Origin of the sequence: Paraburkholderia azotifigens, assembly GCF_007995085.1 — a bacterium.
GTDB lineage: Bacteria > Pseudomonadota > Gammaproteobacteria > Burkholderiales > Burkholderiaceae > Paraburkholderia > Paraburkholderia azotifigens.
The window spans coordinates 2,237,650-2,260,578 of sequence record NZ_VOQS01000005.1; the positions used below are offsets into that span (position 1 = coordinate 2,237,650).

Sequence of the window (22,929 nt, forward strand, 5' to 3'; positions counted from 1 at the left end):
GAAAACCCTATCTCTCCGCCCTGACGACGTGGATGCTGAGGGATGGCGGCGCATCAATTTAAGGGACGGGTTGCGAAAAAATCGGAGGACGGAACGCCTATCGCGAATACGTTACAGGAACGACTGAGCGAACCGTGTGCAATCCATCCGGCCTGCTAGACTGGAAGTTCCCCTGCAAGCAATGGAGGGAGACATGACTACTGTCTACGTCGTGAAGACTGGCGAGAAGTTCCTCTGCACCGCAGAGGACGGCGATATCGGCATGGCACCAGAGATTAAGGAAGCTACGTCCTTTTTCTCGTATGAGGAAGCGAACAAAGTCGCGAACGAAAACGCCGACCCCGGATACGAAATTGTGACCGTCAACATCACGAGACGCTGATAGGGAGTCCGCTCCCGGGCGCTCAGTGAACGAGGGCTAGCAATTCAATTGGCGCCATGCGAGCTGGTGCCACGGTCGGCTGCGTCCAGAATCATCTGAGGATGGGCTGTACCGTGCATCGAGATTCGCACGACGCGGTCGTTGCGCGCATTGAACTCCTGAGAGCGTTCCGTGCGGCTTCCGCACCGGGAACATTGGTTGTCAGAAGGATGAGCTGCGTCAGGCGGTTTCTGTGCGGGGACGTGATGTTAGGGCGCGGTATCGATCAGATACTGCCGCATCCGAACCGGCCCCATCTCTTCGAATCCTACATGCGTTCGGCGAGCGGCTACGTGCGCCTCGCGGAAGCGAAAACCGGCCCGTTACCGGAGTGTGTCCCGTTCAGCTACGTGTGGGGCGATGCGCCGCTCTAACTCGAACGCATGGATCCTGCCACGCGCATCGAACTGGCGGGAGGCGGCAGAGTGATCATCTTCGCCTTTGCCACGGAATGCAGCGGCGTGCGCGCGGATTGGGCCGCCCATCAGAGTCGTCCCGGCGTGAACCGGCTCTCTGATCTTTCGGCCGACTCCGTGTGCGAATACGAACTTTTCGACCCGATGCCCAACGCCCTCGCCGTCGGCGGGCGCGCTGACGCTGAGCAGGACACTAGATTTCCCGGCAGGCTTCCGCGCATCTCCGGCACGCATCGCTGCATGCGCCGCAGTGTTCGGGTGCGTGCCGCGCACATTCATCGGCGCACTCGTCACAGATCCGTGCGCAGAGTTCGCAAAACTCGGGGGCGAAATGGCTTTGTCGCGCCAGGGCCGCAGATGTGAGGCGGCATAGTGAAGCGCAATCGGCGTTGAGGCGAATACATTTGGCCATGTTCACCGGGCCCGGTTCATCGAGGCAAGCGGATGCGCAGCGATCGCAGGCAGCGGCACAAGCATCGCAGGCTTCAATAGACGGTTGATAGATTTCGGGGTTCATCGACGAAGCTCCAGACTTGAATAGAGTTGTTCGGCGTCCGCCGCGTGGTCTCTTCCAATGTTTGCGAATGAGTTCAGGGCCGACCAGCGCGGCTCTCATAGCAGCGTAGTCGCTAGTGTCGGCGCCGTAAAGCGAAGCTCCTGATCAGTGGTTCTGTCGCAGTAAGGCGGTCCGCTATGATGTACGGAACGACATGAACGACTGAGCCCTTGATGAAGACGCTAAATCCGGCCGTGGCCCGAGTGCTCAAACGCCTGCATGATCCGCTCGAGGTGATACTGACTTGCGTGCGCTGGTACGTGGCCTATCCGCTGAGCCTGCGGCACCTCGAAGAAATGAGGGCTGAGCGTGACGTTTCGGTCGATCATTCGACTGTGCATCGCTGGGCCCTCAAGCTGTCGCCCGCGCTGGAGAAAGCGTTTCGCCGCCACAAATGCGCCGTCGGTCAGAGCTGGCGCGTCGACCAGACCTACATTAAGGTCAAAGGCCAATGGAAATACCTGTATCGCGCCGTCGACAAGGCCGGCAACACCATCGATTTTCTGTTGCGTGCCCATCGGGACAAGGCTGCGGCGCGACAGTATTTCGAAAAATCGATTGCTCAGAATGGCGAACCCGAGACGGTGACGATCGACAAAAGTGGCGCCAATCTGGCTGCGCTGGAATCCATCAACGTCGAGCGCGAAACGCCCATTAAGATCCGCCAGACGAAGTACTTGAACAACATCATCGAGCAGGATCACCGCGCGATCAAGCGGCGCACCCGACCCATGCTCGGGTTCAAGAATTTCAGGTGCGCCCGCATCCTGCTCGGTGGCATCGAGGTGGCGCACATGATTGCCAAGGGGCAGATGAAAGACAACGGTGCCCGACAAACTCCTGCCGGGCAATTCTATTCGTTGGCGGTATAAGTAGTCCTCTGCATATCAGAATTTCCTCGCCTTGGAATCGTTATCGCGACAGAACCCTCGCGCGCGGACGCCGCGAAAAGGCTCGTATGACGCTCGATGCCACTCTCGATGTATTCCAACGGGCGAGGGACGACGCTTGGCGCGAGCTTGCAGGTCGACGGGTACGATCCCTACATAACAAAGGCAATGGCCGTGTACGGGAGCTCATTCGTTCTTTAATGGATCGTGGGCATGGTTTGACGTTTATGCCGTCACTTTTTGAGATGGCGCGCGCGCATCGGCTTTAGCACGAACAGCGCGAGCGCCGCGGTGCCGATGTCCAGCATGATCGCTACGCTGAACACGGGCACCCAACTTCCCGCATGCTGATGCAGGAGCGCCGCGAGTGGCCCGCCGAAGATCGAGCCGATGCCCTGCGAGATGTAAAGCCAGCCGTAATTCTCGGTGGCGTGGCGGGTGCCAAACGTATCGGTGAGCGTGGACGGGAACAGCGAGAAGATCTCGCCCCAGCCAAAGAACACCACACCCGAAAGCAGCACGAACAGCACAGCGTTGTCGCGCGTCAGGAGCCACAGCGCCATCGCAACGCCTTCCAGCGCGAATGCGACGAACATCGTGTTTTCGCGGCCGAAGTGATCGGACACCCAGCCGAACAGCGGACGCGTAAGGCCATTCGTGAAGCGATCGATGGTCAGCGCGAGCGGCAACGCGGCCATGCCGAACACGATGACCTTCGTGATGCCGAAGTCTGCCGCGAAGGTTGCCATCTGCGAGGTGACCATGAGGCCCGAGGTGGACATCATCGTCATCATCGCGAACATCAGCCAGAAGAGTGGCGATTTGATCATCTGCGAAGGACGAAGGTTCGGCACACTTGAGGTCGCGTCAGCCGATACTTTCGCCGGCGCCACATCGCGCGGTACGCGCAGGCCCTGCGACGCGACGAAGCCCACGATCGCGAACGCAATGCCGTAAATCCATAGCGTGGCGTCGATGCCGTGCGCCGCCAGCGATGCCGAGATCGGAAACGTGGTCACGATCGCACCCATGCCGTAGCCCGCTGCCACCGCGCCGGCCGCGAAGCCGCGGCGGTCCGGGAACCAGCGCACCATCAGCCCGACCACACCGACATACACGATACCCGTGCCCAAGCCGCCGACGAGACCGTACGTGAGATAGAGCATCGTTGTGCTCGTGGCCATCGACGCGAGCACCCAGCTCAGACCGGACATCACCGTGCCGAGCGAGATCAGGATACGCGGACCGAAGCGGTCGATCAGCTTGCCCTGGAACGGCGAAAAGAACGTCTGCAAGATGATGAGCAGCGAGAAGGTCACCTGCAATTCCGGCAGCGGCACGCCGAGCTTTGCCGACAGCGGTTTGGTCAGCAGCGTCCACACGTATTGCGGGCTGGAGATGGCCATCATGCAGAGCAGGCCGAGGCCGAGCTGAAGCCAGCGATTATGTGTCGCGGCGGCGGGCGCGCTTGCCGCGGCATTGTCGTGCATCGTCTGGATGCGTGTGTTCATATGCGTTCCCCGGTTACGTTGCGAATCAAGAATGAGAAATGCCCTGCAGTCCGACGAAACGCCGGACCGGACGTGAGACAACATTCCATAGTCGATGCAGCCTGAAGCGTTACCAGCCCGCGGCGGCGCCGTCGCTGCGCGGATCGCTTCCCGCTTCGAACAAGCCATCAGGATGGCGAACGATTGCGCCTGCATGGCCCATCGCTTCGTCGTAGGCGGCGAGCACTTCCACGTCGTGGCCGAGCGCGCGCAACGCGTCGATGGTCTGGGCCGGGAAGCGTGCTTCCAGCTTGAGCGAATCGGTGGACTGGCCCCAGGTGCGGCCAAGCAGCCAGCGCGGCGCATCGATCGCGGCCTGCGGATTCCAGCCGAAGCGCGCGATGCGCGAGAACACCGCGCTTTGCGACTGCGGCTGGCCATCGCCGCCCATGTTGCCGTAGACCATCGTGCGGCCATCGGCGAAATGGGCGAGCGCCGGATTGAGCGTGTGGAACGGGCGGCGGCCCGGCATCAGCGGATTGAGCGACGATGCATCGAGCGAGAAGCTGCAGCCGCGGTTCTGCCAGTTGATGCCCGACTGCGGCAGCACGATGCCGCTGCCGAACTCGTGATAGATGCTCTGGATGAAGCTGACCGCGATACCTTCGTTATCGATGACACCCATCCAGACCGTGTCGCCAGGGCCACGGCCTTTGCCCCACGGCGCGGCGTGCGACATCGACAGCTCGCTCGCCATCGCGTCGAGTGCCGCGTGCTCGAGCTGCGTAACCGGATCGATTCGCATATGGTCCGGATCGGTCACGTGTTGGTCGCGCACCTTGAAAGCGAGCTTGGTCGCCTCGACGCACGCATGTACGAACTCGGGGCCGAGCGGGTCCATGTCGTCGGTGAGCACGCGATCCAGCACGCCGAGAATCAGCAGCGAGACGAGTCCTTGCGTCGGCGGCGGCATGTTGTAGACCGTGCCGAGCGTGTGCTTGAGGGTGAGCGGCGCGCGTTCGCGGGCGCTGTGCCGTTCGAGATCGTCGAGCGTGACGAGCGTTTCCAGCGACGCGAGATCGCTCGCGATGCTGCGCGCGAGATCGCCGCGATAGAAGTCGTCGAGACCGGCATCGGCGAGTTGTTGGAGCGTGGCGGCGAGACGTGCGTTGACAAAGCGCTCGCCGCTGCGCGGTGCGCGTGAATCGGGCAAGAAGGTTTGCGCGAAGCCCGCCACGCTTTCCAGTTCACCGCGCTTGCTTGAGATGCACTCGGCCTGGCTGCGCGTGACGGGAATGCCGCTCTTCGCGTAATGGATGGCGTCTTCGAGTAGTCGCGCGACGGGCAAGCGGCCGCCGAGCGTGTCTTTCGAGAAGCGCTGCGCGAAGTCCCAGCCGGACACGGTGCCCGCGACCGTATTGGCCGCGAGCGGACCGCGTGCGGGAATCGCGCTCAGGCCAAGCGCGCGATACGTTTCGATGTCGGCGCGCATCGCCGCCGCGCCGCACGCCTCGATGCCGATGGGCGCGTGACCGGGGCGCGAGATCAGCCAGAAGCCGTCTCCGCCGATGCTGTTCATGTGCGGATAGACCACCGCGATGGTCGCTGCGGCGGCGATCATCGCCTCGACTGCGTTGCCGCCTTCACGCAGGACGGCAAGGGCGCTTTGTGATGCGAGCGAGTGCGGCGCGACCGCCATGCCGCGCGATCCGCGCGTGGGATTGAGTGTGTTGGCCGCGACGTGCGCGTGTTCCAGAGGCATTGACGTTTCCTTGTATACAACGAAAGGAGTCAACGCGAGATCCGTGCCAAGGCTTGGTAAAAACCCTGATCAAGCTTGCCGGGTAAGGCTTTCAGCGCTGTTTCAGCGAACCCGGAGCGGAGGCAGGGGATGTCGTCAGATGGTGCGCCGAGGCCTCGCCGGTGCGCGCGCGGTGGCTTCACGCCCTGCTGCGGTGCGCGCGGCGAGCAGGCGCTGCATGGTGAGGCCGCGCACGCTGGCCTGGCTGCCGCCAATGTGACGCGACACGCGTTCGACGCTCAGGGCGCCGTCGCCGCGGCGAATGGCGTCGAGAATGGCGGCGTGCTCGTCATACGTTTCGGCGATGCCGTCGCCGCGTACGAGATCGAGTCGACGCACAACACGAATGCGATCGGTGACGCGCTGCATCGTCGAAGTCAGTTCGTCGTTGCCCGCGGCCGCGACCAGCGCATGGTGAAATGCTTCGTCCAGCTCGACGAGCTTGCGGCCATCGGCGATGCGCCGCGCGCGCCCGACGTTCCAGACTCGGTCGAGCGCATCGAGCAGGAGATGCAGTCCAGGCGGCGGTGTTCCGCTGCTGCAAAGCTTCCGCACGGCGAAGGTTTCGATCATCTGACGCATCTCGTAGAGATCGTCGAAGCGCTTGTTGTCGATCGGCACGACTTCCCAGCCGCCGCGCACATAACCTTGCATCAGGCCATCGCTTTGCAGGCGCTGCAGTGCTTCTCGCGCGGGCGTGCGCGAGACCGCAAAGCGTTCGGCGATGGCGCCTTCCGTGAGCCGGTCGCCCGGCAGAAGGTGCATGTCGAAGATTTCTTCGCGCAGGGCGTAGTAGACGCGATCCGCCCGTGTGAGCGTGGCGTGTCGCGCGATAGCGGGGCGCTCGTCGGGCGTCATGTTCAGCTTGATGTCTGGCATGACCGAAGAGCTTATCAAAGGAAGGCGCGTCGCAAAAAAGCGCAGACCGCCGGCAAGCGGGAAAATCAGGGCGCGTCGGCTTCGCTTTCGTCCTGTGCGAGCAACTGGCTGTCGGGCAGCCGGAAGGGCACGAGGTCGTCCGAGTGGTTGGCTTCCACCAGCCGGATCATCTGGAGCATGAAGACATCCCGCTCGACGGGCGACAGATGCTCGATGGTGCGATCGTGCGCGCGCTGCACGGCGTCGGCCATCTTTCTGACCAGACGCTTGCCCGCGGGCGTGAGCCTGACGAGCCGCAGCCGCTTGTCATGGGCGGCTTGGGTGCGGGTCACGAGCCCGCGTGCGTTGAGTCGCGGAATGACTTCCGCGACGCTGGAGCGCTCAAGTCCGACTTCGATGGCAAGCGAGTTCTGATCCATCTCGCCGAGCGATTCCAGCGCGGTGAGCAGACTGTATTGCACCGGCGTGATGTTGAATTCGCTCGTTTCCTGCACGAACAGGAACGTGTGGATCTGATGCATACGGCGGATCAGAAAGCCCGGCCGCGAAAACAGCGGCGAGCGCGCTTGCCGTTCCGCAAGCTCTGCACGAATGCTTTTGATGTCGATGTGATCGGTGACAGTGGTTCGCATGTAAGCGACTCAGAAGAAAGAGGGGCGAGCGAAAGACGCTTCAATGCGCATTCTAGGCCCAATTCATCGCCGGTCGCAAATATGAGGTACACCAACGAATCACCATAACAATGCATCGCGCGTGCACATGGTGCGGGCATGCTCCGGCTGTGTCCGAGTTGGTGCGAGGCGTGAATGGAGAATTCCGTGGTACGGCACGCATCTGCAATCGATGCCTCCCGCTAACTCCATGATTGAAAATAGAAAATTCGACCATTCATACAGCGCTGAAAAACCGGCACACAATTTGCGGTACACCACACATCTTCCAATTCGCCTATCGCACCGTACATGTCACAAGTTCTGCTCAAAGGGGGCCGCGTCGTCGACCCGGCCCAGAAGATCGACGCCACGCTCGACGTTCTGGTGGACAACGGCATCATCGCCGGGATCGGCTCCGATATTGCGGTTCACGCGCGCCAGGCGGAGGTGATCGACTGCAGCGGAAAGCTCGTGCTGCCGGGCCTTATCGATACGCACAGCCACATCTATCAGTACGTCACGGGCCGCTTCGGCCTCAACGCGGATCAGTGCGGCGTGCAATCGGGCGTGACGACGATCATCGATCAGGGCGGACCAAGCTGCATCACGATTCCGGGCTTCCGGCATTACGTGGCGGAACGCTCGGCCACGCGCGTGCTGGCCTTCATTTCCGCTTACCTCGTTGGCGGGCTCGAAGGTCACTACTACCCGGACCTGTATCGCCCCGAATGTCTCGACGCCGATGCAACCATCAAGTCGATCCGCGCCAATGCCGATCTGGTCAAGGGCATCAAGGCCCACGCTGAAATCGGCGGCTTCGCGCGCTGGGGTCTCGACGTGATGAAGATCGCCGCGAAGATCGGCCGTGGCGCTGAACTGCCGCTGTATATCCACTTCGGCCAGCTGTGGCCGAAGCCTGAAAGCGGCGGGCTCCCGGTGCAAGCCGATTCCATCTTCAATCAGGTGGTCGAGACGCTCAAGCCCGGCGATATCCTCGCGCATCCGTTCAGCCGTCATCCGGGCGGCTTCGTCGAGGAGAACGGGCAACTGCATCCGCTCGTGCATGAAGCGGTCGCGCGCGGCCTGAAGATCGACGTCGGTCATGGTTCGCATTTCAGCTTCAAGACGGCGCGCATCGTGCTCGATGCGGGCGTCGTGCCCGATACGCTCGGCGCCGACATGCACGGCTACAACACGCACGTACCCGCGCCCGCCGGCACGCCCGACAGCCATCCCGACGAGGAACACTCGTTCCTCGGCCGCACGCAGTTCAGTCTCGTCAGCGCGATGACCAGCATGCTCGCGCTCGGTCTGCCGCTGCAGCACGTCGTCGCGATGGCGACCTGCAACGCAGCGAAGATGGTTGGCATGGAAGATCAGATCGGCTCGCTGCAAGTGGGGCGGGGCGCGGACATCAGCGTGCTAGACGACCGTCGTGGCCGCTGGATTCTGGAGGACAACGAGGGCACGCAGGTCATCGCCGACCGCATGCTGTCGCCGCTTTTCTGCCTGCGCGACGGCGTGCGTCACGACGCTGTCTCGCCGACGCTGCCGCTCGCGCGCGCCGCCTGAGAACGCGAGGCGCACACGATGATCAAACGTCCCCACACACGCAGCGACATCCATCGTCCGCAAGGCATCGGCGCCTCGCTGACCCGCAAGGAAGACGAACGCTTCATGCACGGGCGCGGTGAATACGTTCCCAACATTCGCATGGTCGGCATGGTTGACGTGGCATTCGTGCGCAGCCCGATTGCGCATGGCCATATCGTCGGGATCGAAAAGCCGCAAGCGCACGCGCACGCCGTCTATACGCTCGCCGATCTGGAGGGCGTGAAGCCCATCGTCGCGAACTCGGGTCTGGCGGGCTTCAAAAGCTCGCAGCAACCCGTGCTCGCGAGCGGCAAGGTGCGCCAGGTCGGCGAAACCATCGCGATGTGCGTGGCGGCGACGCGCGCCGCGGCCGAGGATATCGCCGCGCAGGTCTTCGTCGATTTCGAGGAACTGCCCGCCGTGGTCGACATGCTCGACGCGCGTCGCGAAGATTCAGCGCTGGTGCACGAGCACTGGGGCGACAACGTGTTTCTCGAAACCTTCGTCGATGCGAATCCCGACGTCGATCTCGACGCCATTCGCCGCGATGCGCCGATCCGCGTGCATCGCAAGTTGCGCACCGCGCGCCAGAGCATGGCGCCGATGGAAGGGCGCGGCGTCGTCGCGCACTGGGACCGCCGCCTGTCGCAACTGATCGTGCATACGTCCGCGCAAATGCCGCACATCACGCGCACGGGACTCGCGGAATGTCTCGGCCTCGACGAAGGACAGGTACGCGTGATCGCCCCCGATGTCGGCGGCGGCTTCGGTTACAAGGGCATTCTGCTGCCCGAGGAAGTCTGCTGCGGCTGGCTCGCGATGCAACTGGAAAAGCCGGTGCGCTGGATCGAGGACCGCCGCGAGCAGCTCACCGCGAATGCGAATTGCCGCGAACACGATTACGACATCACCGGCTATGCGGACCGCGACGGCCGCTTGCTCGCGGTCGAATGCAATGCGCACGTGGATTCGGGCGCGTACTCGTCGTATCCGTTTTCAGCGTGCCTGGAAGCGGCGCAGGTCGGCAGCATTCTGCCGGGACCGTACAAGATGGATCGTTTCCGCTGTCGCACGTGGTCGGTCGCAACCAACAAGCCGCCGATTCTTCCCTATCGCGGCGTGGCGCGAACGGGAGTGTGCTATGCGATCGAAACGATCATGGATGGAATTGCGCTCGAAGCGGGTCTCGAACCTTACGAGGTGCGTCTGCGCAATCTCGTGCAGCCGCACGAGATGCCCTACGACAACATCACGAAGAAGCATTTCGACAGCGGCGACTATCCCGAGGCAGTGCGCCGTGCGATGGCCGCAATCGACCTGCCCGCAGTGCGCGCACGTCAGCGGCGCGGCGAGCCGGACGGCAGGCGCATCGGCTTCGGCATGTCGGTCTTCTGCGAGCAGGGCGCGCACGGGACGTCGGTGTATCACGGCTGGGGCATTCCGATGGTTCCGGGCTACGAGCCCGCTGTGATCCGCCTCACGCCAGACGGCGTGCTCGAAGTGCGCGCGGGCGTCCATTCGCATGGGCAGAGCATGGAGACCACGCTCGCGCAGATTGCCCACGAAGTGCTCGGCATCGACACGGACCGCGTGCGCATCGTGCTCGGCGACACGGGCGTCACGCCGTACTCCACCGGAACGTGGGGCTCGCGCTCGATCGTGATGGCGGGCGGGGCAGTCGGCCGCGCTTCGAAGGAACTCAAGGAGCGGTTGATGAAAATCGGCGCGCATCTGCTACAGGAACCCATCAGCGAAGTGCGCTGGGAAAGCGGCGCGGTGGTCGGTAAGGCGGGGCGGCGCACCTTGCGGGAGATCGCGCGCACGTGGTATCTCGCGCCGCAATTGCTGCCGCCCGACGTCGACCCGCGCGGCCTCGAAGTCTCGACGTCCTATCAGGCAAAACGCGATTCGGGCACCTTCAGCTATGCATGTCATGCCGTGGTCGTTGCGGTCGATCCGGCGCTCGGCCAGACCGAAATCCTCGATTACGCGATCGTGGAAGACGGCGGCGTGCTCATCAATCCGATGGTCGTCGAAGGACAGGTTTACGGCGGCGCGGCGCAAGGTATCGGCACGGCGCTCTATGAAGCGATGCCCTATAGCGAGGACGGCCAGCCGCTCGCCTCAACGCTCGCCGACTATATTCTGCCGGGCGCGACAGAGGTGCCCGCGATTCGCATCGAACACATGGAGACGCCGGCGCCTTATACGGAGTTCGGGCAGAAGGGCATCGGCGAAAGCGGGGCGATCGGTCCGCCCGCCGCGCTCGCCAATGCCGTCAACGATGCATTGCGCGAACTTGGCGTGCGTATCGACCAGTTGCCCATCACGCCGCGTCTGATCGTCGAAGCCCTCGCGACGCCGCGTGCGCAGCAAGCCGATACACGCAAAGGAATGCCCGCATGAAAGCCGCTATCTACGATTATGCAAAGCCGCTAGCCTGCGATGAGGCGATCGCGCTCATCAGTCCCACGGAAGGCATGGGCAAGTTCGTCGCAGGCAGCCAGTCGCTTGGACCGATGATGAACCTGCGGCTTGCGCAGCCGGAAATGCTTGTTGATCTGCGCGCCATCGCGGCGTTGCGCGCATGCTGCGTCGAAGGCGAAACCGTCACGCTTGGCGCGTGCGTCACGCATGCGGAGATCGAGGACGGCAAGGTCGAAACCGGTACGCGTGGGCTCATGGAATATGTCGCGGGCGGTATCGCCTATCGCGCGGTGCGCAATCGCGGCACGCTCGGCGGTAGTCTCGCGCATGCCGATCCCGCTGCCGACTGGATCAATACGATGTGCGCGCTCGATGCAACCTTTCTCGTCGCGGGGCCGGGCGGCGCGCGCACGATCGGCAATCGCGCGTGGATGGCGGGCGCATTCACGACTGCGCTAGAACCGGACGAGATCCTCACAGGCGTGCGCTTTGCGCGGCTCTCGCCGACGGCGCGCTGGAGCTACTACAAGTTCAACCGAAAGCCGGGCGAATTCGCGGAGGCGATTGCCGTGTTCATCGACGACGCAGCACGCGGCGTGTGCCGTGCGGTAATCGGCGCTATCGATGCGCCGCCTTACGCAATCGACGATGCCCGCGTGTTGCTGCGCGACGCCGATCCGGACACAACGTGTTTCGATGTACATCTCGAAGCGGCGGGCATCGAAGGGGATACCTACGAACATGAAGTGCATCGTGTCGCGCTCGTGCGCGCGGCGGCGGGCATTCGCAATCAGAACGGGAAAGCATCATGAACGACGCATTCATCAAGACGATTGAACTCGTCGTCAATCACGCTCCCGTCGCGGACCGCGTCGAGCCGCGCACCAGCCTCGCGGATTTTCTGCGCGAGCAGCGCATGCTGTGCGGCACCAACATCGGCTGCGAGCAGGGCGTGTGCGGCGCATGCACGATCGACGTGGACGGTGTGCCGACACGCTCCTGCATCACGCCGGCGATCAGCTGCGCGGGCAGTGCGGTGCGCACCATCGAAGGCTTCGACGACGACCAGACCATGAATGAGCTGCGCGCCGCGTTCACGGCCGAGCACGCGCTGCAATGCGGTTACTGCACGCCGGGCATGCTGATGACCGCACGGGATATCGTCACCCGCCTGCCCGATGCCGATGACGCGCGCGTGCGTCTCGAACTATCGGGCAACCTGTGCCGCTGCACCGGATATGTGGGCATCGTGCGCGCAATTCGACGAGTGCTCGATGCGCGCCTTGCGCTCACGGCCGCCCCGGCGCCGCTCGCAGTGACTGCCTGAAACATCGAATACGGATCGACGCACTATGGAAATCGAACAAAGCTTCACCGTGCCTTATCCTCGCGACGCCGTGTGGGCGCACTTTCACGATACGCCCGGCATCGTCGCATGCCTGCCGGGTGCATCGCTCGCGACGCCCGTCGACAATGGGATGCTCAAGCTCGCGATGACCGTCAAGCTCGGGCCGATCGTCGCTTCGTTCGCAGGCGACGGCGAAATGAAGCTCGATGACGCACAGCATTGCGGCAGCATCACCGGAACCGGCGTGGATCGCAAGAGCGCGTCTCGCGTCAAGGGCGTGGCGTCGTTCGCGCTCGGAGAGACGCAGGCGCGCGAAACGCGCGTCGACGTGAAGGTGGATTACGCGATCAGCGGCAGCCTCGCGCAGTTCTCGCGAGGCGGCATCGTGAAGGAACTGGCCACGCGCTTGACCGAGGCCTTCGCGGACAATCTCAAGGCGAAGCTGGAGGAAGCGGGCGCGGCGGCCAGCAGCGACGCTGTCCAAAGCGAGCTTGCGCCCGTCGTGCCGGAAGCCGCTGCAAAGGCGTTGCCCGATCCTGAAGCCGAAGTGCCCGCGCCGCGTGTGGAAGCGCGACCGGCTGTGCGCGCGCAGCCGGCCAACGCGCCGCTTGATGTCGGGAACCTGTTCTGGAGAATCCTGTGGTCGCGCCTGCGCGGACTCTTCAGCTTCGCAAGCCGCTAACCATGCGTGCCAACGATGCTAACGTGCTGGCACTGAGCCGCGTGCATGCGGTGCGTCCGCAATGGCGCGGCGTCGTGGCGGCGTGCGACGCGGTGCGTCTTCCGGACTTCACGCTGCTGCACGCGGGGCCTCCGTTCGACGACCCGCGCAAGCCCTCGGTGCCCGTGCGCTCGTCGGCGGTCCTGTGCTGCCTGTACGAAGGCTGGGCGAAGGACGAAGCTCAGGCCGAACGCCTGATCGAGCAAGGCGACGTGCGCCTCGAATGTGCGCAGGCGTATGGCGTGGTGACGCCGCTCGCGGCTGTCGTTTCTCCGCGCACGATGCTCGTCGAAGTCGCGGATGCGAACGATCCCACGGCGCGCGCGTGGTCGTTGCTCGGAAGCGGCGCGGGTCCGCAGATCCGTTTCGGCAGCCGCGATGTACGCATACTCGAACGCATGAAGTGGCGCGATGCGGTGCTCGCGCCCGCGCTCGATGAAGCGCTCGCACGAGGTCCAGTCGATCTGCTCGCACTGGCGCGAGCCGGTCTCGATGACGGCGACGACCTCCATGCGCGCACCACGGGCGCGACCGCCGCGTTGCGCGCGCTGCTCGCCTCGCGTCTGGATCATGGGGAAGTCGACGCGATGCTGGCGCAGACGCCGCTCTTTTTTCTCACGCTCTGGATGGCCGGATGCGCGCTGATGCTGTCGGCGGCCGCGAGCGATGGACAATCCGCGTCGACGCTCGTCGTGGCACTGGCGGGCAACGGAGAACGCGTGGGTATCCGGCTCGCGGGCGCCCCGTCGCGCTGGGTTACCGCCGCTGCGCACGCGCCGGAGGGGCCGCGCAGCGATCCGCAACAGCAGACAGCCGCCGCGCTGCTCACGGGCGACAGCGGCGTCATCGACGCGGCGGGTTTCGGTGCGCAGGCGCTCGCGTTCGCGCCGGAATCCGCGCAAGCGTTCGAGACATACCTGCCGGCGGGGTGGCGCGATCGGCAAGCGCGCATCCATACAGGTCCACATCCTGCGTTCGACGGATTGCCCGGAGTGCTGGATGCGGCGCGTGTGGTTCGGGAAGGTATCGCGCCCCTCGCCGCGATTGCGATGATCGGCGCCGACGGACACGCGGGCTTGCTGGGCCGAGGCCTTTACGCGGCGCCGCCCGAACTCTTCGCGCGTGCACTGACCAGACTATCGGGTGATGCCGTATGAGCGTAGAGCCGGTTAACGATCCCGAGACGCTCGCGGCCGTCGAAGCCGCATTCGATCAATACGAGCTCGCGCTCACGACCAACGATGTTGCCGTGCTCGACACGCTCTTCTGGAACAGCACGCATACGCTGCGCTTCGGCGCGACGGAAAACCTGCATGGCTACGATGCGATCCGCGATTTTCGTGCGCAGCGCCCGGGCAAGGGACTGATGCGCACGATCGTGAGTCGTTCGGTGACGACCTTCGGGGCGGACTTCGCCGTCGCGAACATCGCGTTCACGCGCGAAGGCGAGGCGCGCATCGGGCGGCAGTCGCAGACGTGGATACGGATCGACGGTCAATGGCGCGTGGTCGCGGCGCATGTCAGCTGGATGGACCCGTCGTGATGCAAAACGATCTGCTGCAACCGGGGCTGCACGGGGCCTTCGTTGCCGACGGCTTCGATGCGTTGCCTGCCGCCGCGCGTCCGCCGCGCTCGGGCGACAAACTCGCGGGCCTGCGCATCGCGGTGAAGGACGTGTTCGATATCTCCGGGCTTCGTACGGGCAGCGGCAATCTTGCGTGGCGCGACGAACAGCCGGTCGCCGCCAGGACGGCGCTGGCTGTTCGCGCGTTGCTCGAAGAAGGCGCGCAATGGATCGGTAAAACGGTCACCGATGAACTGACCTACAGCCTCGCCGGCGTGAACGCGCACTATGGCACGCCCGTCAATCCCGCCGATCCCGCACGCATTCCGGGCGGATCGTCGTCGGGATCGGTGGTGGCCGTGGCGGCGGAGCACGCGGACATCGCGCTCGGCACCGATTGCGGCGGCTCGGTGCGGTTGCCGGCGAGCTATTGCGGCGTGTGGGGCATGCGGCCCACACACGGGCGCATCGCGGCGGACGGCTGTCTCACGCTTGCGCACAGCTTCGACACGGTCGGCTGGTTTGCGAGGGACGCTCGCAGGCTCGCCGATGTGTTCGAAGTGCTGGCGCGCAGCATCGTCATGGAGCGCGACGAACCGTTCGGCCCGCACGTGCCGCGCAACCTGCTTGCCTGCGTCGATGCGCCGGTGTTGGCGCGCTTCGAAGCATCGCTGCCGGCACTCGGCGACGCGGTGACGTTCGTCGAGCCCAAGGCGTCGCTTGCCGATTGGGCTCAGGCGTTTCGCGTGCTGCAAGCGGCGGAAATCGCGCAACGCTATGGCGCATGGGCGCACGAGCACGCCGCGAGCTTTGGGCCCGACGTCGGCGCGCGCTTTGCGATGAGCCGGACCATCACCCGCGAACAGGTCGCCGACGCGCAGCGCGTTCGCATCGAAGCGATCCGCACGATGGCCGATGCGCTGCCGCAAGGCACGTACTGGCTCGTGCCGACCGTGCCGGGCATCGCGCCCCGCGCGGATGCTTCAGCGGAAGCAGTCGATCACGCGCGCACGCGCTCGCAGCAGATGCTGTGCGTCGCGGGCCTCGCAGGCCTGCCGCAAGTAAGCATGCCGTGGACGAGTTTCGAGGGCGCGCCCGTCGGCTTGTCGCTGATCGGCGCGCGCGGCTCGGACGAAGGTGTGCTGCGCGCCGCACGCGCGGTGCACGAAGCCATGCGGTAGTCTCGCCGGGACGTTGCCTGGCGATGGATGAGCAAAGCGGTTCTCCGATTGAAGCACACCAAAAGGAACGTCCATGACGAAGCACTTGAGCGAAGCGCAGATCGCGCACTTCAAACAGCACGGCTATGTCTACCCGATGCGCGCGATCAGCGCGGAAGAGGCCGCGGAATATCGACGCATCGTCGAGCAATACGAGGCGTCTTCCGGCGAGGACGTCAACAAGACTCTGAAAATCAAGGGTCATCTGGCGCTGCCCGCTATCGTCGAGCTCGCGCGTCATCCCGTCATTCTCGATGCTGTCGAAGATCTCATTGGGCCGGACATCATGTTGTTCGGCGCGTCCATCTTCGCAAAGAACGGACGCGATCCGCGTTATGTGTCGTGGCATCAGGACTCGACCTATTTTGGGCTCACGCCGCATGAGGAAGTGACGGTGTGGGTCGCGCTCACACCCGCGAATTCGATCAACGGTGTGCTGCGCGTGCTGCCCGGTTCACACAGCGGCCCTGATCTGAAGCACGTCGAAACCTACGCAAAGGACAACATGCTCGCGAAAGGGCAGACGCTTGTCGGTATCGACGAGAACCTCGCCGTCGAAATGCCGCTGCAGCCGGGTGAATTTTCGATGCATCACGAACGCACCGCGCACAGCTCGCTGCCGAATCGTTCGGATGACAGGCGTATCGGCTTCGCATTCTTCTACGTGCCGGCGCATGTCCGCTCGGCCTCGGGCCGGCGTCGCGCGACGCTCGTGCGCGGCGTCGACCGCTTTGATCACTGGGACGCCGACACGCTGCCCGAATACGATTGCGATCCACGCTCGATGAGCGAACTCGCGCAAACGTGGGGCGAATATAAGGACGGTGAAGTGAAGCAGGCAGCGGACATGGCCGCGCCGCAATGAATGACGCCGCCCTGAATCGCAACGCTCGACACGCTGCGATTCAGGGTTCGCCTCAGGCGAGCTTCGAGGTCTCGCTCCAGTCGTCGGCTGTGTGATGCGGCGCGCGAAAACGTGCAAGAAACTGCCGCGCGCGCGGCGTTTGCGGCGCGCTGAAGAACTGCTCGGGCGGCGCGCTCTCGACGATCTGGCCCGCATCCATGAACACGACCCGGCTTGCCACCTGGCGCGCGAACTCCATCTCGTGCGTGACGATCACCATGGTCGCTCCTTCTTGCGCGAGCGAGCGCATCACGTGCAGCACTTCGCCGACGAGCATCGGGTCGAGCGCGCTGGTGGGTTCGTCGAACAGCAGGATGTCGGGCTTTATCGCGAGCGCGCGCGCGATGCCCACGCGCTGCTTCTGCCCGCCCGACAGCCGCGACGGAAACGCATCCATCTTGCCCGCGAGACCGACGCGCTCCAGCAGCCGTTCCGCTTCCGCACGCACTTCGTCGCGCGATCGACCGAGAACATGCAAGGGCGCTTCCATCACGTTCTGCAGTACCGTCAGATGCGGCCACAGCGCGAAGTGTTGAAACACCATGCCGATGCGCGCACGCGAACGCGCGAGTTCGGCGTCGCTCATCTTGATGGACGAACCTTCGCGCACACCCATGCGCCGGTTCGACACATGGACCGTGCCCGCGTCGGGAATTTCAAGCCAGTTCACACAGCGCAGCAGCGTCGACTTGCCGCAACCCGACGGTCCGAGCAGGCACACGGTCTCGCCCTTGTGCACGGTGAGCGACACGTCGCGCAGCACTTTGTTCTCGCCGAACGACTTCGAGATGCCGTTGAGTTGCAGGACTGTTTCGGTGCCTGGCCGCGCCGCTTCGCCGGAAAGGCTGGACGATGGCCCGGCTGCATCGGCTGCGCGCATGATGGTGGGCGGGACGTCGTTCGAAATGTTCATGCTCTGCGTTCCTCGGCAAATCTCGAGAGTAAGCCGCTGCCGCTTTCGATCACGAGGCAGATGGCCCAGTACAGCAGCACAGCCGTGACGAACGCGGCAAACGGAATGAAATAGGTTGCCTGAATGCCGTTCATCTGATGCGTGAGTTCGCCGACTGCGATGACCGTGAGAAACGCGCTGTCCTTGACGATCTGCACGAGCTGATTGCCGATCATCGGCAAGGCGACGGTGAAGACCTGCGGCAGGATGATCCGGCGAACCAGACTGAAGCCATGAAAGCCATAGGCGCGCGCGGCTTCGATCATCGGCGTGGGCAGACCGGCCCACGCACCGCGTAATAGCTCGGCCATGTAGGCGGTGTTGTAGAGAATCAGCGCGATGGCGCCGGCCCACCAGTTCGACAGACGAATGCCCGCCGTGGGCAGGCCGAAATAGATCAGATAGACGAACAGCAGGAAGGGCGCGCAGCGCATCGCGTCGACATAGAGCGTCGCGAGCCGCGCGATTGCGGGGCGTTTCGACATCAACGCGGGCGTCAGCAGCGCGCCGAGCACGAGCGAGGCGACCGCCGCCACCGCAAGCAGACCGAGTGTGTCGAGCAGGCCGGACAGCACGTCCGCGCGCTGTTGCCAGACGATCAGGAAGTGCTCCGTCATGTGCGAGCCTCCACGGGTTGGCGGCGCTCGATTATGCGTTGAGCCTTGACGAGCACGAACACGATCAGCCCGTAAAGCACGAGCGCAAAAACGAAAGGCGGTAATGGATCATAGGTGCGGGCGCCGACGCGCAAAGCCGCGCGCGTGATCTCGACGATGCCGATCACGGCGACTGCGGGCGTCGACTTGATCTGCAAGGTCATTTCGTTGACGAGGCCCGGCAGGCTTGCGCGCCAGATCTGTGGCATCACGATGCGGCGAAAGCGCACTGTCCGCGGCATCGCGAAGGCGAGCGCCGCGTCGTATTGATCGCGCGGAAAGTTGATCAGGGCCGCGCGCCAGATCTCGCAGTTGAATGCGGCGGTGCTGATGGTGAGCGCGAGTATCGCGGCCGGTGTCGGATCGAGCGAGATGCCGAACTGCGGCAGCGCAAAAAAGATCAGTAGCGTGAGCGTCACGGCCGGACATGAGCGGATGAGGCTCACATAGCCGACGACGATGCGGTTCAGGAACGGCACGCGTGCCCAGCGGATCAGTGCGAGGCCGAGCCCCAGCGGGACACCGAGCACGATGCTGACGACCGAAAGAACCACGGTCGCCAGCGCCCCCTGAGCGATGCTCCAATAGTCGAAGGCGTTCATCGATGCGGGATCACGAAGACGTCAGTTGACCGACTGCGGCATGTCCTTGTAGCTCGCACCGAGCCACTTCTGTTGAAGCTGGTACATCTCGCCGCTCTTGCGCAGTTCGAGCAGCGCGGCATCGACCATCTTCAACACGTCGGTGTTGCCCTTTTTCACGGCCCACGCGATATAGGTCGGCTTGCCGATCGCCTGGCCGACGGTGAACACATCCGGCCGGGTCTTGGCCAGCGAGTTCAGACTGATCTGCGTGTTGGCGACAGCGTCGACCCGACCGACGCCGAGATCCTGATAGGCCTCCGGGTACGACTGGTATTCGATGATCTGCTTGATGCCATTTCCGCCATGCTTCTTCTTCAGTTGTTCGTCGAAGAGCTTCAGGTCCGCGAGCATGGCGCTGCCTGTTTCTGCGCCGACTACCTTGCCGACGAGATCGTCCGGGGTCTTGATCGGCGAACCTTTTTTCGTTGCATAGAACGTGATGGCTTCGCAGGTCGGGGAGGCAAAGTCAAAGGTCTTCTTGCGTTCTTCGGTGACGAGCACGGCGGTGAGCGCCATGTCGTACTTGCCGGTGGTCACGCCGGGCAAAATGCCGGACCACGGCATGATCTGCTGCTTCACGTCGATGCCGATCTTTTTGCGCACCAGCGCGAGGAGGTCGTTGTCATAGCCCGTGTTCTTGCCGTCAGCCACGAACTCGAACGGGTTGTAGTCGTCCTCGGTTGCGACGCTCAGATAGCCGCGTGCCTTGATTTCTTCGGTGCTGGCAGCGTGCGCCGCGTGAACGATGCCGAAGGTGGCGACGAGCGCAAATGCACATGTGCGCAGGAACGTGACGGCGGTGCGCTGTTTCGACTGAGCAGAATCGCGGCGAGTGAGACGGACTGACATGAAGAGCCCCTTTGATAGTGGTAGCAACCGCGCGCGCAACGCTTCTTGCGCACGCGATCAGCGAAGATGATCATCGAATCGCTAATTTGTTTGGATACTGACGATTCTGCTTTTGAATATGCAAGGGGTATGCCAACGATCTCTTTCTCCGCGAGCGACGGATGCAGCGGGGCATAAGGTCCGAAAAGGGTGTTGGCGCAAAAATGCGTGGTGCACCACGCATGTTTTAAAAGCCTTGTAATCGTGCATAGGCGCACCGAGTTGCGACATACGATACGGGCAATCCGCGGATTGCTTGCCGAAAGGCAAATCCGCACGGAATTCAGCGGGTGGGATCTTCGTCCGGAGGAAAATGCGATGTATGCTGACGAACATCGCGCGCAGCGCATCGACGATCAGCATGCAAGGCAAACGGAACTCTCAGCACATGGACGCATTAACGACAACTGGCCTTGCCGACGACAACGACACGGAGCCGGTACTCACATGGCGCGACACGGCGCTCAGTCAACGGCCCGGCTTTCTGATCCGGCGGCTGCATCAGATTCACGTGGCTCTCTTCATGGAAGAATGCGCGGCCGAAGGCATTACGCCGGTGCAATACAGCATTCTCACGGCGCTCGAGCAGCTGGGACCTTCGGAGCAGGTCGTGCTGTCGCGCGCCGTGGGGTTGGATCGCGCGAACACGGCGGATGTGATCGCGCGGCTGGCGCAGCGGCGCTTCGTGCAGAGCCGTGTGTCGCGCATGGATCGGAGGAAGAAGGTCGCGGAGTTGACTGGCGTGGGACATGCGCTGCTCGCGCGGCTGGAGTCACCCGTCGCGCGAGCGCACGAGAGGACCATTGCCGCGCTGCCAGTCGAGGAGCGTAAGACGTTTCTCAGGCAACTGCTGCTGCTAGTCGAAAAGAGCAACGAACTTAGCCGCACGCCCGTTGTGAGCCTGACCGATGCCTGATACCGATAGCCGGAGTTGTCACGTTGCCGAGCTGATCGCGTAACACGCGAGTAATGCGCAATTGCGAGCCGTTCTGTTGGCTGCACAACAGCTATTGATTTATCCGAGCCTCGCACCCGGTTGTTGCGTAGCCGGTTCGTGGCCGCATTCACGAGCGTCACTCTCCGCCCCTTTTCTGCCAGCATCCGTCATTCGATAGATGGCTGGAGCTTGATGTCGTCCTCCGTAATGTCGATCCGATAGATCGGAAACGTGCTGGGCACGTGGATGGTGGACGTGGAGAACACCAGGCCGAGGACGCCGACGTTGGCGCGCAAAAGGTGTTCGCCCGGTTCGAGGTACAGGTCGACGCCTTCGCTCGTGGTGATAGCCGCGGTCCGACGACCGTCAACCGGCAGATCGACCTTCACGCCCGCGGCGAACAGGGCGTCTGCATTGGTTTGCTACGGCCATTGGGATGCACCCTGCTAAACTCGTTCCGATCAGTCGTTCACTAAGTCAATCATGAAGAGTAGTTCAAAAGGCGGCCTGGTCTATTCGACCGATGGCGGACGGATGTGTCCCGAGTGTAGACGCGCGCTCGCGGAGTGTGTGTGCAAAATGGTCGCCAAGGCGGAACCGGTAGGTGATGGCGCGGTAAGGGTAACCCGTGTGACCAAGGGCCGCGGCGGGAAAAGCGTGACGATCGTTAAAGGGCTGACGCTCGATCCTGTTGCCTTGGCGTTGCTCGGGAAGCAGTTGCGTACGGTCTGTGGTTCCGGGGGCACGATCAAGAATGGCGTGATTGAAGTACAGGGGGACCATTGCGAGCAGATCATCGAGGTGCTCAGAAAAGACGGCCACGCTGCGAAGCGGGCCGGAGGTTGATCGCGCGAATGCGCGGTCACGCGAACAGGTGATGGACCGCGTGCGGCCAGTTGCCGCCATACGCCATCGACGTTACACGGTCATTCGAACGGCCATTCCCCATCACGCAGCGGACGTTCGGTCGGGCGAGCGAAATGCCTTCGCGGGGTCACGCGTCACTGCGCAAGTCGTCGCTGTGCCGCTTATGTATTTGAAGACATTAGCGGCACCGCGCCTGAATGTAGCAGCGTCTTGCGGAAATGCTCGACCAGTGGTCTCAGGTTGACCCGATGCCACGCCGCCCATAGCGCCGTCCGATAACTGAACCACGACAGTTCATGCAGCACCACGCCAGCGGGCGCATGGCGCCGCAGGCTTTGCTGGATCATCGTGACGCCGAGGCCCGCCGCGACGAGACCGAGTGCCGCCAGCGGCTCGGTGGCTTCCATCGCGATATCGGGTGTGAACCCGGCTTTCGCGCATGCTGCAATGAAATTATCGTGGCGCAGCGCGCCTTCTTCGTACATCACAGCAATCCACTTCTGCGCCGCCAGATCGTCCGGTGTGAAGCGCGACGCGTTCGCCAGCGGATGGTCCTCGGGAATCGCGAGCAGCATGGGATCGTCGAGGACCAGCGCTGATTCGAGGTCCGGGTCGTCGGACGATAGCGGCTCGCAAACGAGCGCGATATCGAGGCTGCGCTGACGCAAGCCGGTTAGCTGATCGGCCGACCGGTAGCTGTAAAGCGCGATGTGCACGTCGGGCTTCTGCGCGCGCAGTTGCCGCAGCGCGCGAGGCAGCACGCCGGAGTGCATCGCGTTCTCCAGATAGCCGATGCACAGCCCCCCTTCGTCGCCGCGCCCAAGACGCCGCGCCAACGATTCCAGCCGTTTTGCGTGCGTGAGGAACGCCTGCGTTTCCGCGAGAAAGGTGCGCCCATCGGTAGTCAGCCGGATCCGCTGCTGCGAACGTTCGAATAGTGTAAGACCGAGATTTTCCTCGAGCTGCGCGATCTGGCGGCTCAACGGCGACTGCGAGATATGCAGCTTCTCGGCGGCGCGCCCGACGTGCTCCTCTTCGGCGACCGCGACGAAATAATGCAGTTGACGGATATCTAGCATATAAGACCTCTCCGGACTTAAGT

At 63.5% G+C, this 22,929-nt stretch carries 24 protein-coding genes; 13 read left to right on the top strand and 11 right to left on the bottom strand.

Translation table 11 applies throughout. From position 1 onward, the window contains the following. Positions 1-193 precede the first annotated feature (193 nt). Entirely contained in the window at positions 194-382 is a 189-nt protein-coding gene (locus FRZ40_RS42110) for a hypothetical protein (RefSeq protein ID WP_028370613.1), read from the top strand. Between the two features lie 648 nt (positions 383-1,030). Here the strand turns inward: FRZ40_RS42110 and FRZ40_RS42120 are convergent. Next, positions 1,031-1,453, bottom strand: coding sequence for a four-helix bundle copper-binding protein (locus FRZ40_RS42120; RefSeq protein WP_420873924.1), 423 nt, complete (start codon positions 1,451-1,453; stop codon positions 1,031-1,033). 113 nt (positions 1,454-1,566) lie between these two features. On the opposite strand from FRZ40_RS42120, the gene FRZ40_RS42125 reads away from it, so the two are divergent. Next, positions 1,567-2,265, top strand: coding sequence for an IS6 family transposase (locus FRZ40_RS42125; RefSeq protein ID WP_147238230.1), 699 nt, complete (start codon positions 1,567-1,569; stop codon positions 2,263-2,265). A gap of 251 nt (positions 2,266-2,516) precedes the next feature. Here FRZ40_RS42125 and oxlT read toward each other — a convergent pair whose 3' ends face one another. The 4 genes from oxlT to FRZ40_RS42150 form a co-directional block, all read right to left on the bottom strand. Continuing rightward, complete coding sequence (gene oxlT / locus FRZ40_RS42135; RefSeq protein ID WP_193567073.1) at positions 2,517-3,794, bottom strand: oxalate/formate MFS antiporter; 1,278 nt, start codon at positions 3,792-3,794, stop codon at positions 2,517-2,519. Between the two features lie 109 nt (positions 3,795-3,903). Continuing rightward, entirely contained in the window at positions 3,904-5,535 is a 1,632-nt protein-coding gene (locus tag FRZ40_RS42140) for a gamma-glutamyltransferase family protein (protein ID WP_147238231.1), read from the bottom strand. 135 nt (positions 5,536-5,670) lie between these two features. Then, positions 5,671-6,453 (bottom strand): GntR family transcriptional regulator, encoded by a 783-nt coding sequence (locus FRZ40_RS42145; protein ID WP_147238232.1) that lies wholly within the window; start codon positions 6,451-6,453, stop codon positions 5,671-5,673. 65 nt (positions 6,454-6,518) lie between these two features. After that, positions 6,519-7,085 carry a MarR family winged helix-turn-helix transcriptional regulator gene (locus FRZ40_RS42150; RefSeq protein WP_028365255.1) on the bottom strand — a complete coding sequence of 189 codons (567 nt, stop codon included), beginning with the start codon at positions 7,083-7,085 and terminating at the stop codon, positions 6,519-6,521. A gap of 330 nt (positions 7,086-7,415) precedes the next feature. Between FRZ40_RS42150 and FRZ40_RS42155 the strand changes: the two genes are divergently transcribed. The 9 genes from FRZ40_RS42155 to FRZ40_RS42195 all read left to right on the top strand — a co-directional run bounded on the left by FRZ40_RS42155 (position 7,416) and on the right by FRZ40_RS42195 (position 16,844). Further along, positions 7,416-8,678, top strand: a complete 1,263-nt coding sequence (locus tag FRZ40_RS42155; protein ID WP_147238233.1) for an amidohydrolase/deacetylase family metallohydrolase — start codon at positions 7,416-7,418, stop codon at positions 8,676-8,678. A gap of 18 nt (positions 8,679-8,696) precedes the next feature. Continuing rightward, entirely contained in the window at positions 8,697-11,105 is a 2,409-nt protein-coding gene (locus tag FRZ40_RS42160) for a xanthine dehydrogenase family protein molybdopterin-binding subunit (protein WP_028365257.1), read from the top strand. Beyond that, positions 11,102-11,938, top strand: a complete 837-nt coding sequence (locus tag FRZ40_RS42165) for an FAD binding domain-containing protein (RefSeq protein WP_028365258.1) — start codon at positions 11,102-11,104, stop codon at positions 11,936-11,938. The genes FRZ40_RS42160 and FRZ40_RS42165 overlap by 4 nt, the downstream gene beginning before the upstream one ends. Further along, positions 11,935-12,453 carry a (2Fe-2S)-binding protein gene (locus FRZ40_RS42170; protein ID WP_028365259.1) on the top strand — a complete coding sequence of 173 codons (519 nt, stop codon included), beginning with the start codon at positions 11,935-11,937 and terminating at the stop codon, positions 12,451-12,453. Before FRZ40_RS42165 ends, FRZ40_RS42170 begins: the two co-directional genes overlap by 4 nt. A 25-nt stretch (positions 12,454-12,478) precedes the next feature. Further along, the gene (locus FRZ40_RS42175; RefSeq protein ID WP_147238234.1) at positions 12,479-13,156 is read left to right on the top strand and encodes an SRPBCC family protein; all 678 of its coding nucleotides are present in this window, start codon (positions 12,479-12,481) and stop codon (positions 13,154-13,156) included. 2 nt (positions 13,157-13,158) lie between these two features. Continuing rightward, positions 13,159-14,352, top strand: a complete 1,194-nt coding sequence (locus tag FRZ40_RS42180; protein ID WP_147238235.1) for a YlbE family protein — start codon at positions 13,159-13,161, stop codon at positions 14,350-14,352. Further along, the gene (gene hpxZ, locus FRZ40_RS42185) at positions 14,349-14,738 is read left to right on the top strand and encodes an oxalurate catabolism protein HpxZ (RefSeq protein WP_147238236.1); all 390 of its coding nucleotides are present in this window, start codon (positions 14,349-14,351) and stop codon (positions 14,736-14,738) included. The genes FRZ40_RS42180 and hpxZ overlap by 4 nt, the downstream gene beginning before the upstream one ends. Beyond that, entirely contained in the window at positions 14,738-15,940 is a 1,203-nt protein-coding gene (locus FRZ40_RS42190) for an amidase (RefSeq protein ID WP_147238237.1), read from the top strand. Before hpxZ ends, FRZ40_RS42190 begins: the two co-directional genes overlap by 1 nt. 73 nt (positions 15,941-16,013) lie before the next feature. Beyond that, positions 16,014-16,844 (top strand): phytanoyl-CoA dioxygenase family protein, encoded by an 831-nt coding sequence (locus FRZ40_RS42195; protein WP_147238238.1) that lies wholly within the window; start codon positions 16,014-16,016, stop codon positions 16,842-16,844. Between the two features lie 52 nt (positions 16,845-16,896). Here the strand turns inward: FRZ40_RS42195 and FRZ40_RS42200 are convergent, their stop codons facing one another. From FRZ40_RS42200 to FRZ40_RS42215, 4 genes are read right to left on the bottom strand one after another with little or no spacing between them, the layout of a single operon-like run. Next, positions 16,897-17,796 (bottom strand): amino acid ABC transporter ATP-binding protein, encoded by a 900-nt coding sequence (locus FRZ40_RS42200; protein WP_147238239.1) that lies wholly within the window; start codon positions 17,794-17,796, stop codon positions 16,897-16,899. After that, a complete protein-coding gene (locus tag FRZ40_RS42205) occupies positions 17,793-18,452 on the bottom strand; it encodes an amino acid ABC transporter permease (RefSeq protein WP_147238240.1) in 660 nt (219 codons plus the stop codon). The genes FRZ40_RS42200 and FRZ40_RS42205 overlap by 4 nt, the downstream gene beginning before the upstream one ends. Further along, positions 18,449-19,093, bottom strand: a complete 645-nt coding sequence (locus FRZ40_RS42210; protein WP_147238241.1) for an amino acid ABC transporter permease — start codon at positions 19,091-19,093, stop codon at positions 18,449-18,451. The genes FRZ40_RS42205 and FRZ40_RS42210 overlap by 4 nt, the downstream gene beginning before the upstream one ends. A gap of 21 nt (positions 19,094-19,114) precedes the next feature. Continuing rightward, on the bottom strand, positions 19,115-19,984 hold the full coding sequence (locus tag FRZ40_RS42215; RefSeq protein ID WP_147238242.1) for a transporter substrate-binding domain-containing protein: 870 nt from the start codon (positions 19,982-19,984) through the stop codon (positions 19,115-19,117). A 427-nt stretch (positions 19,985-20,411) separates the two neighbouring features. Between FRZ40_RS42215 and FRZ40_RS42220 the strand changes: the two genes are divergently transcribed. Beyond that, positions 20,412-20,939, top strand: coding sequence for a MarR family winged helix-turn-helix transcriptional regulator (locus FRZ40_RS42220; protein WP_147238243.1), 528 nt, complete (start codon positions 20,412-20,414; stop codon positions 20,937-20,939). A 188-nt stretch (positions 20,940-21,127) separates the two neighbouring features. Here FRZ40_RS42220 and FRZ40_RS42225 read toward each other — a convergent pair whose 3' ends face one another. Beyond that, positions 21,128-21,349, bottom strand: coding sequence for a hypothetical protein (locus FRZ40_RS42225; RefSeq protein WP_147238244.1), 222 nt, complete (start codon positions 21,347-21,349; stop codon positions 21,128-21,130). Between the two features lie 94 nt (positions 21,350-21,443). Here FRZ40_RS42225 and FRZ40_RS42230 point away from each other — a divergent pair, with 94 nt between their 5' ends. Then, positions 21,444-21,806: a translation initiation factor Sui1 gene (locus tag FRZ40_RS42230; RefSeq protein WP_028365272.1), complete on the top strand. Its 363-nt coding sequence runs from the start codon at positions 21,444-21,446 to the stop codon at positions 21,804-21,806. Between the two features lie 182 nt (positions 21,807-21,988). On the opposite strand, the gene FRZ40_RS42235 is transcribed toward FRZ40_RS42230, so the two are convergent. Beyond that, positions 21,989-22,906 (bottom strand): LysR family transcriptional regulator, encoded by a 918-nt coding sequence (locus tag FRZ40_RS42235; protein ID WP_147238245.1) that lies wholly within the window; start codon positions 22,904-22,906, stop codon positions 21,989-21,991. Positions 22,907-22,929 lie beyond the last annotated feature (23 nt).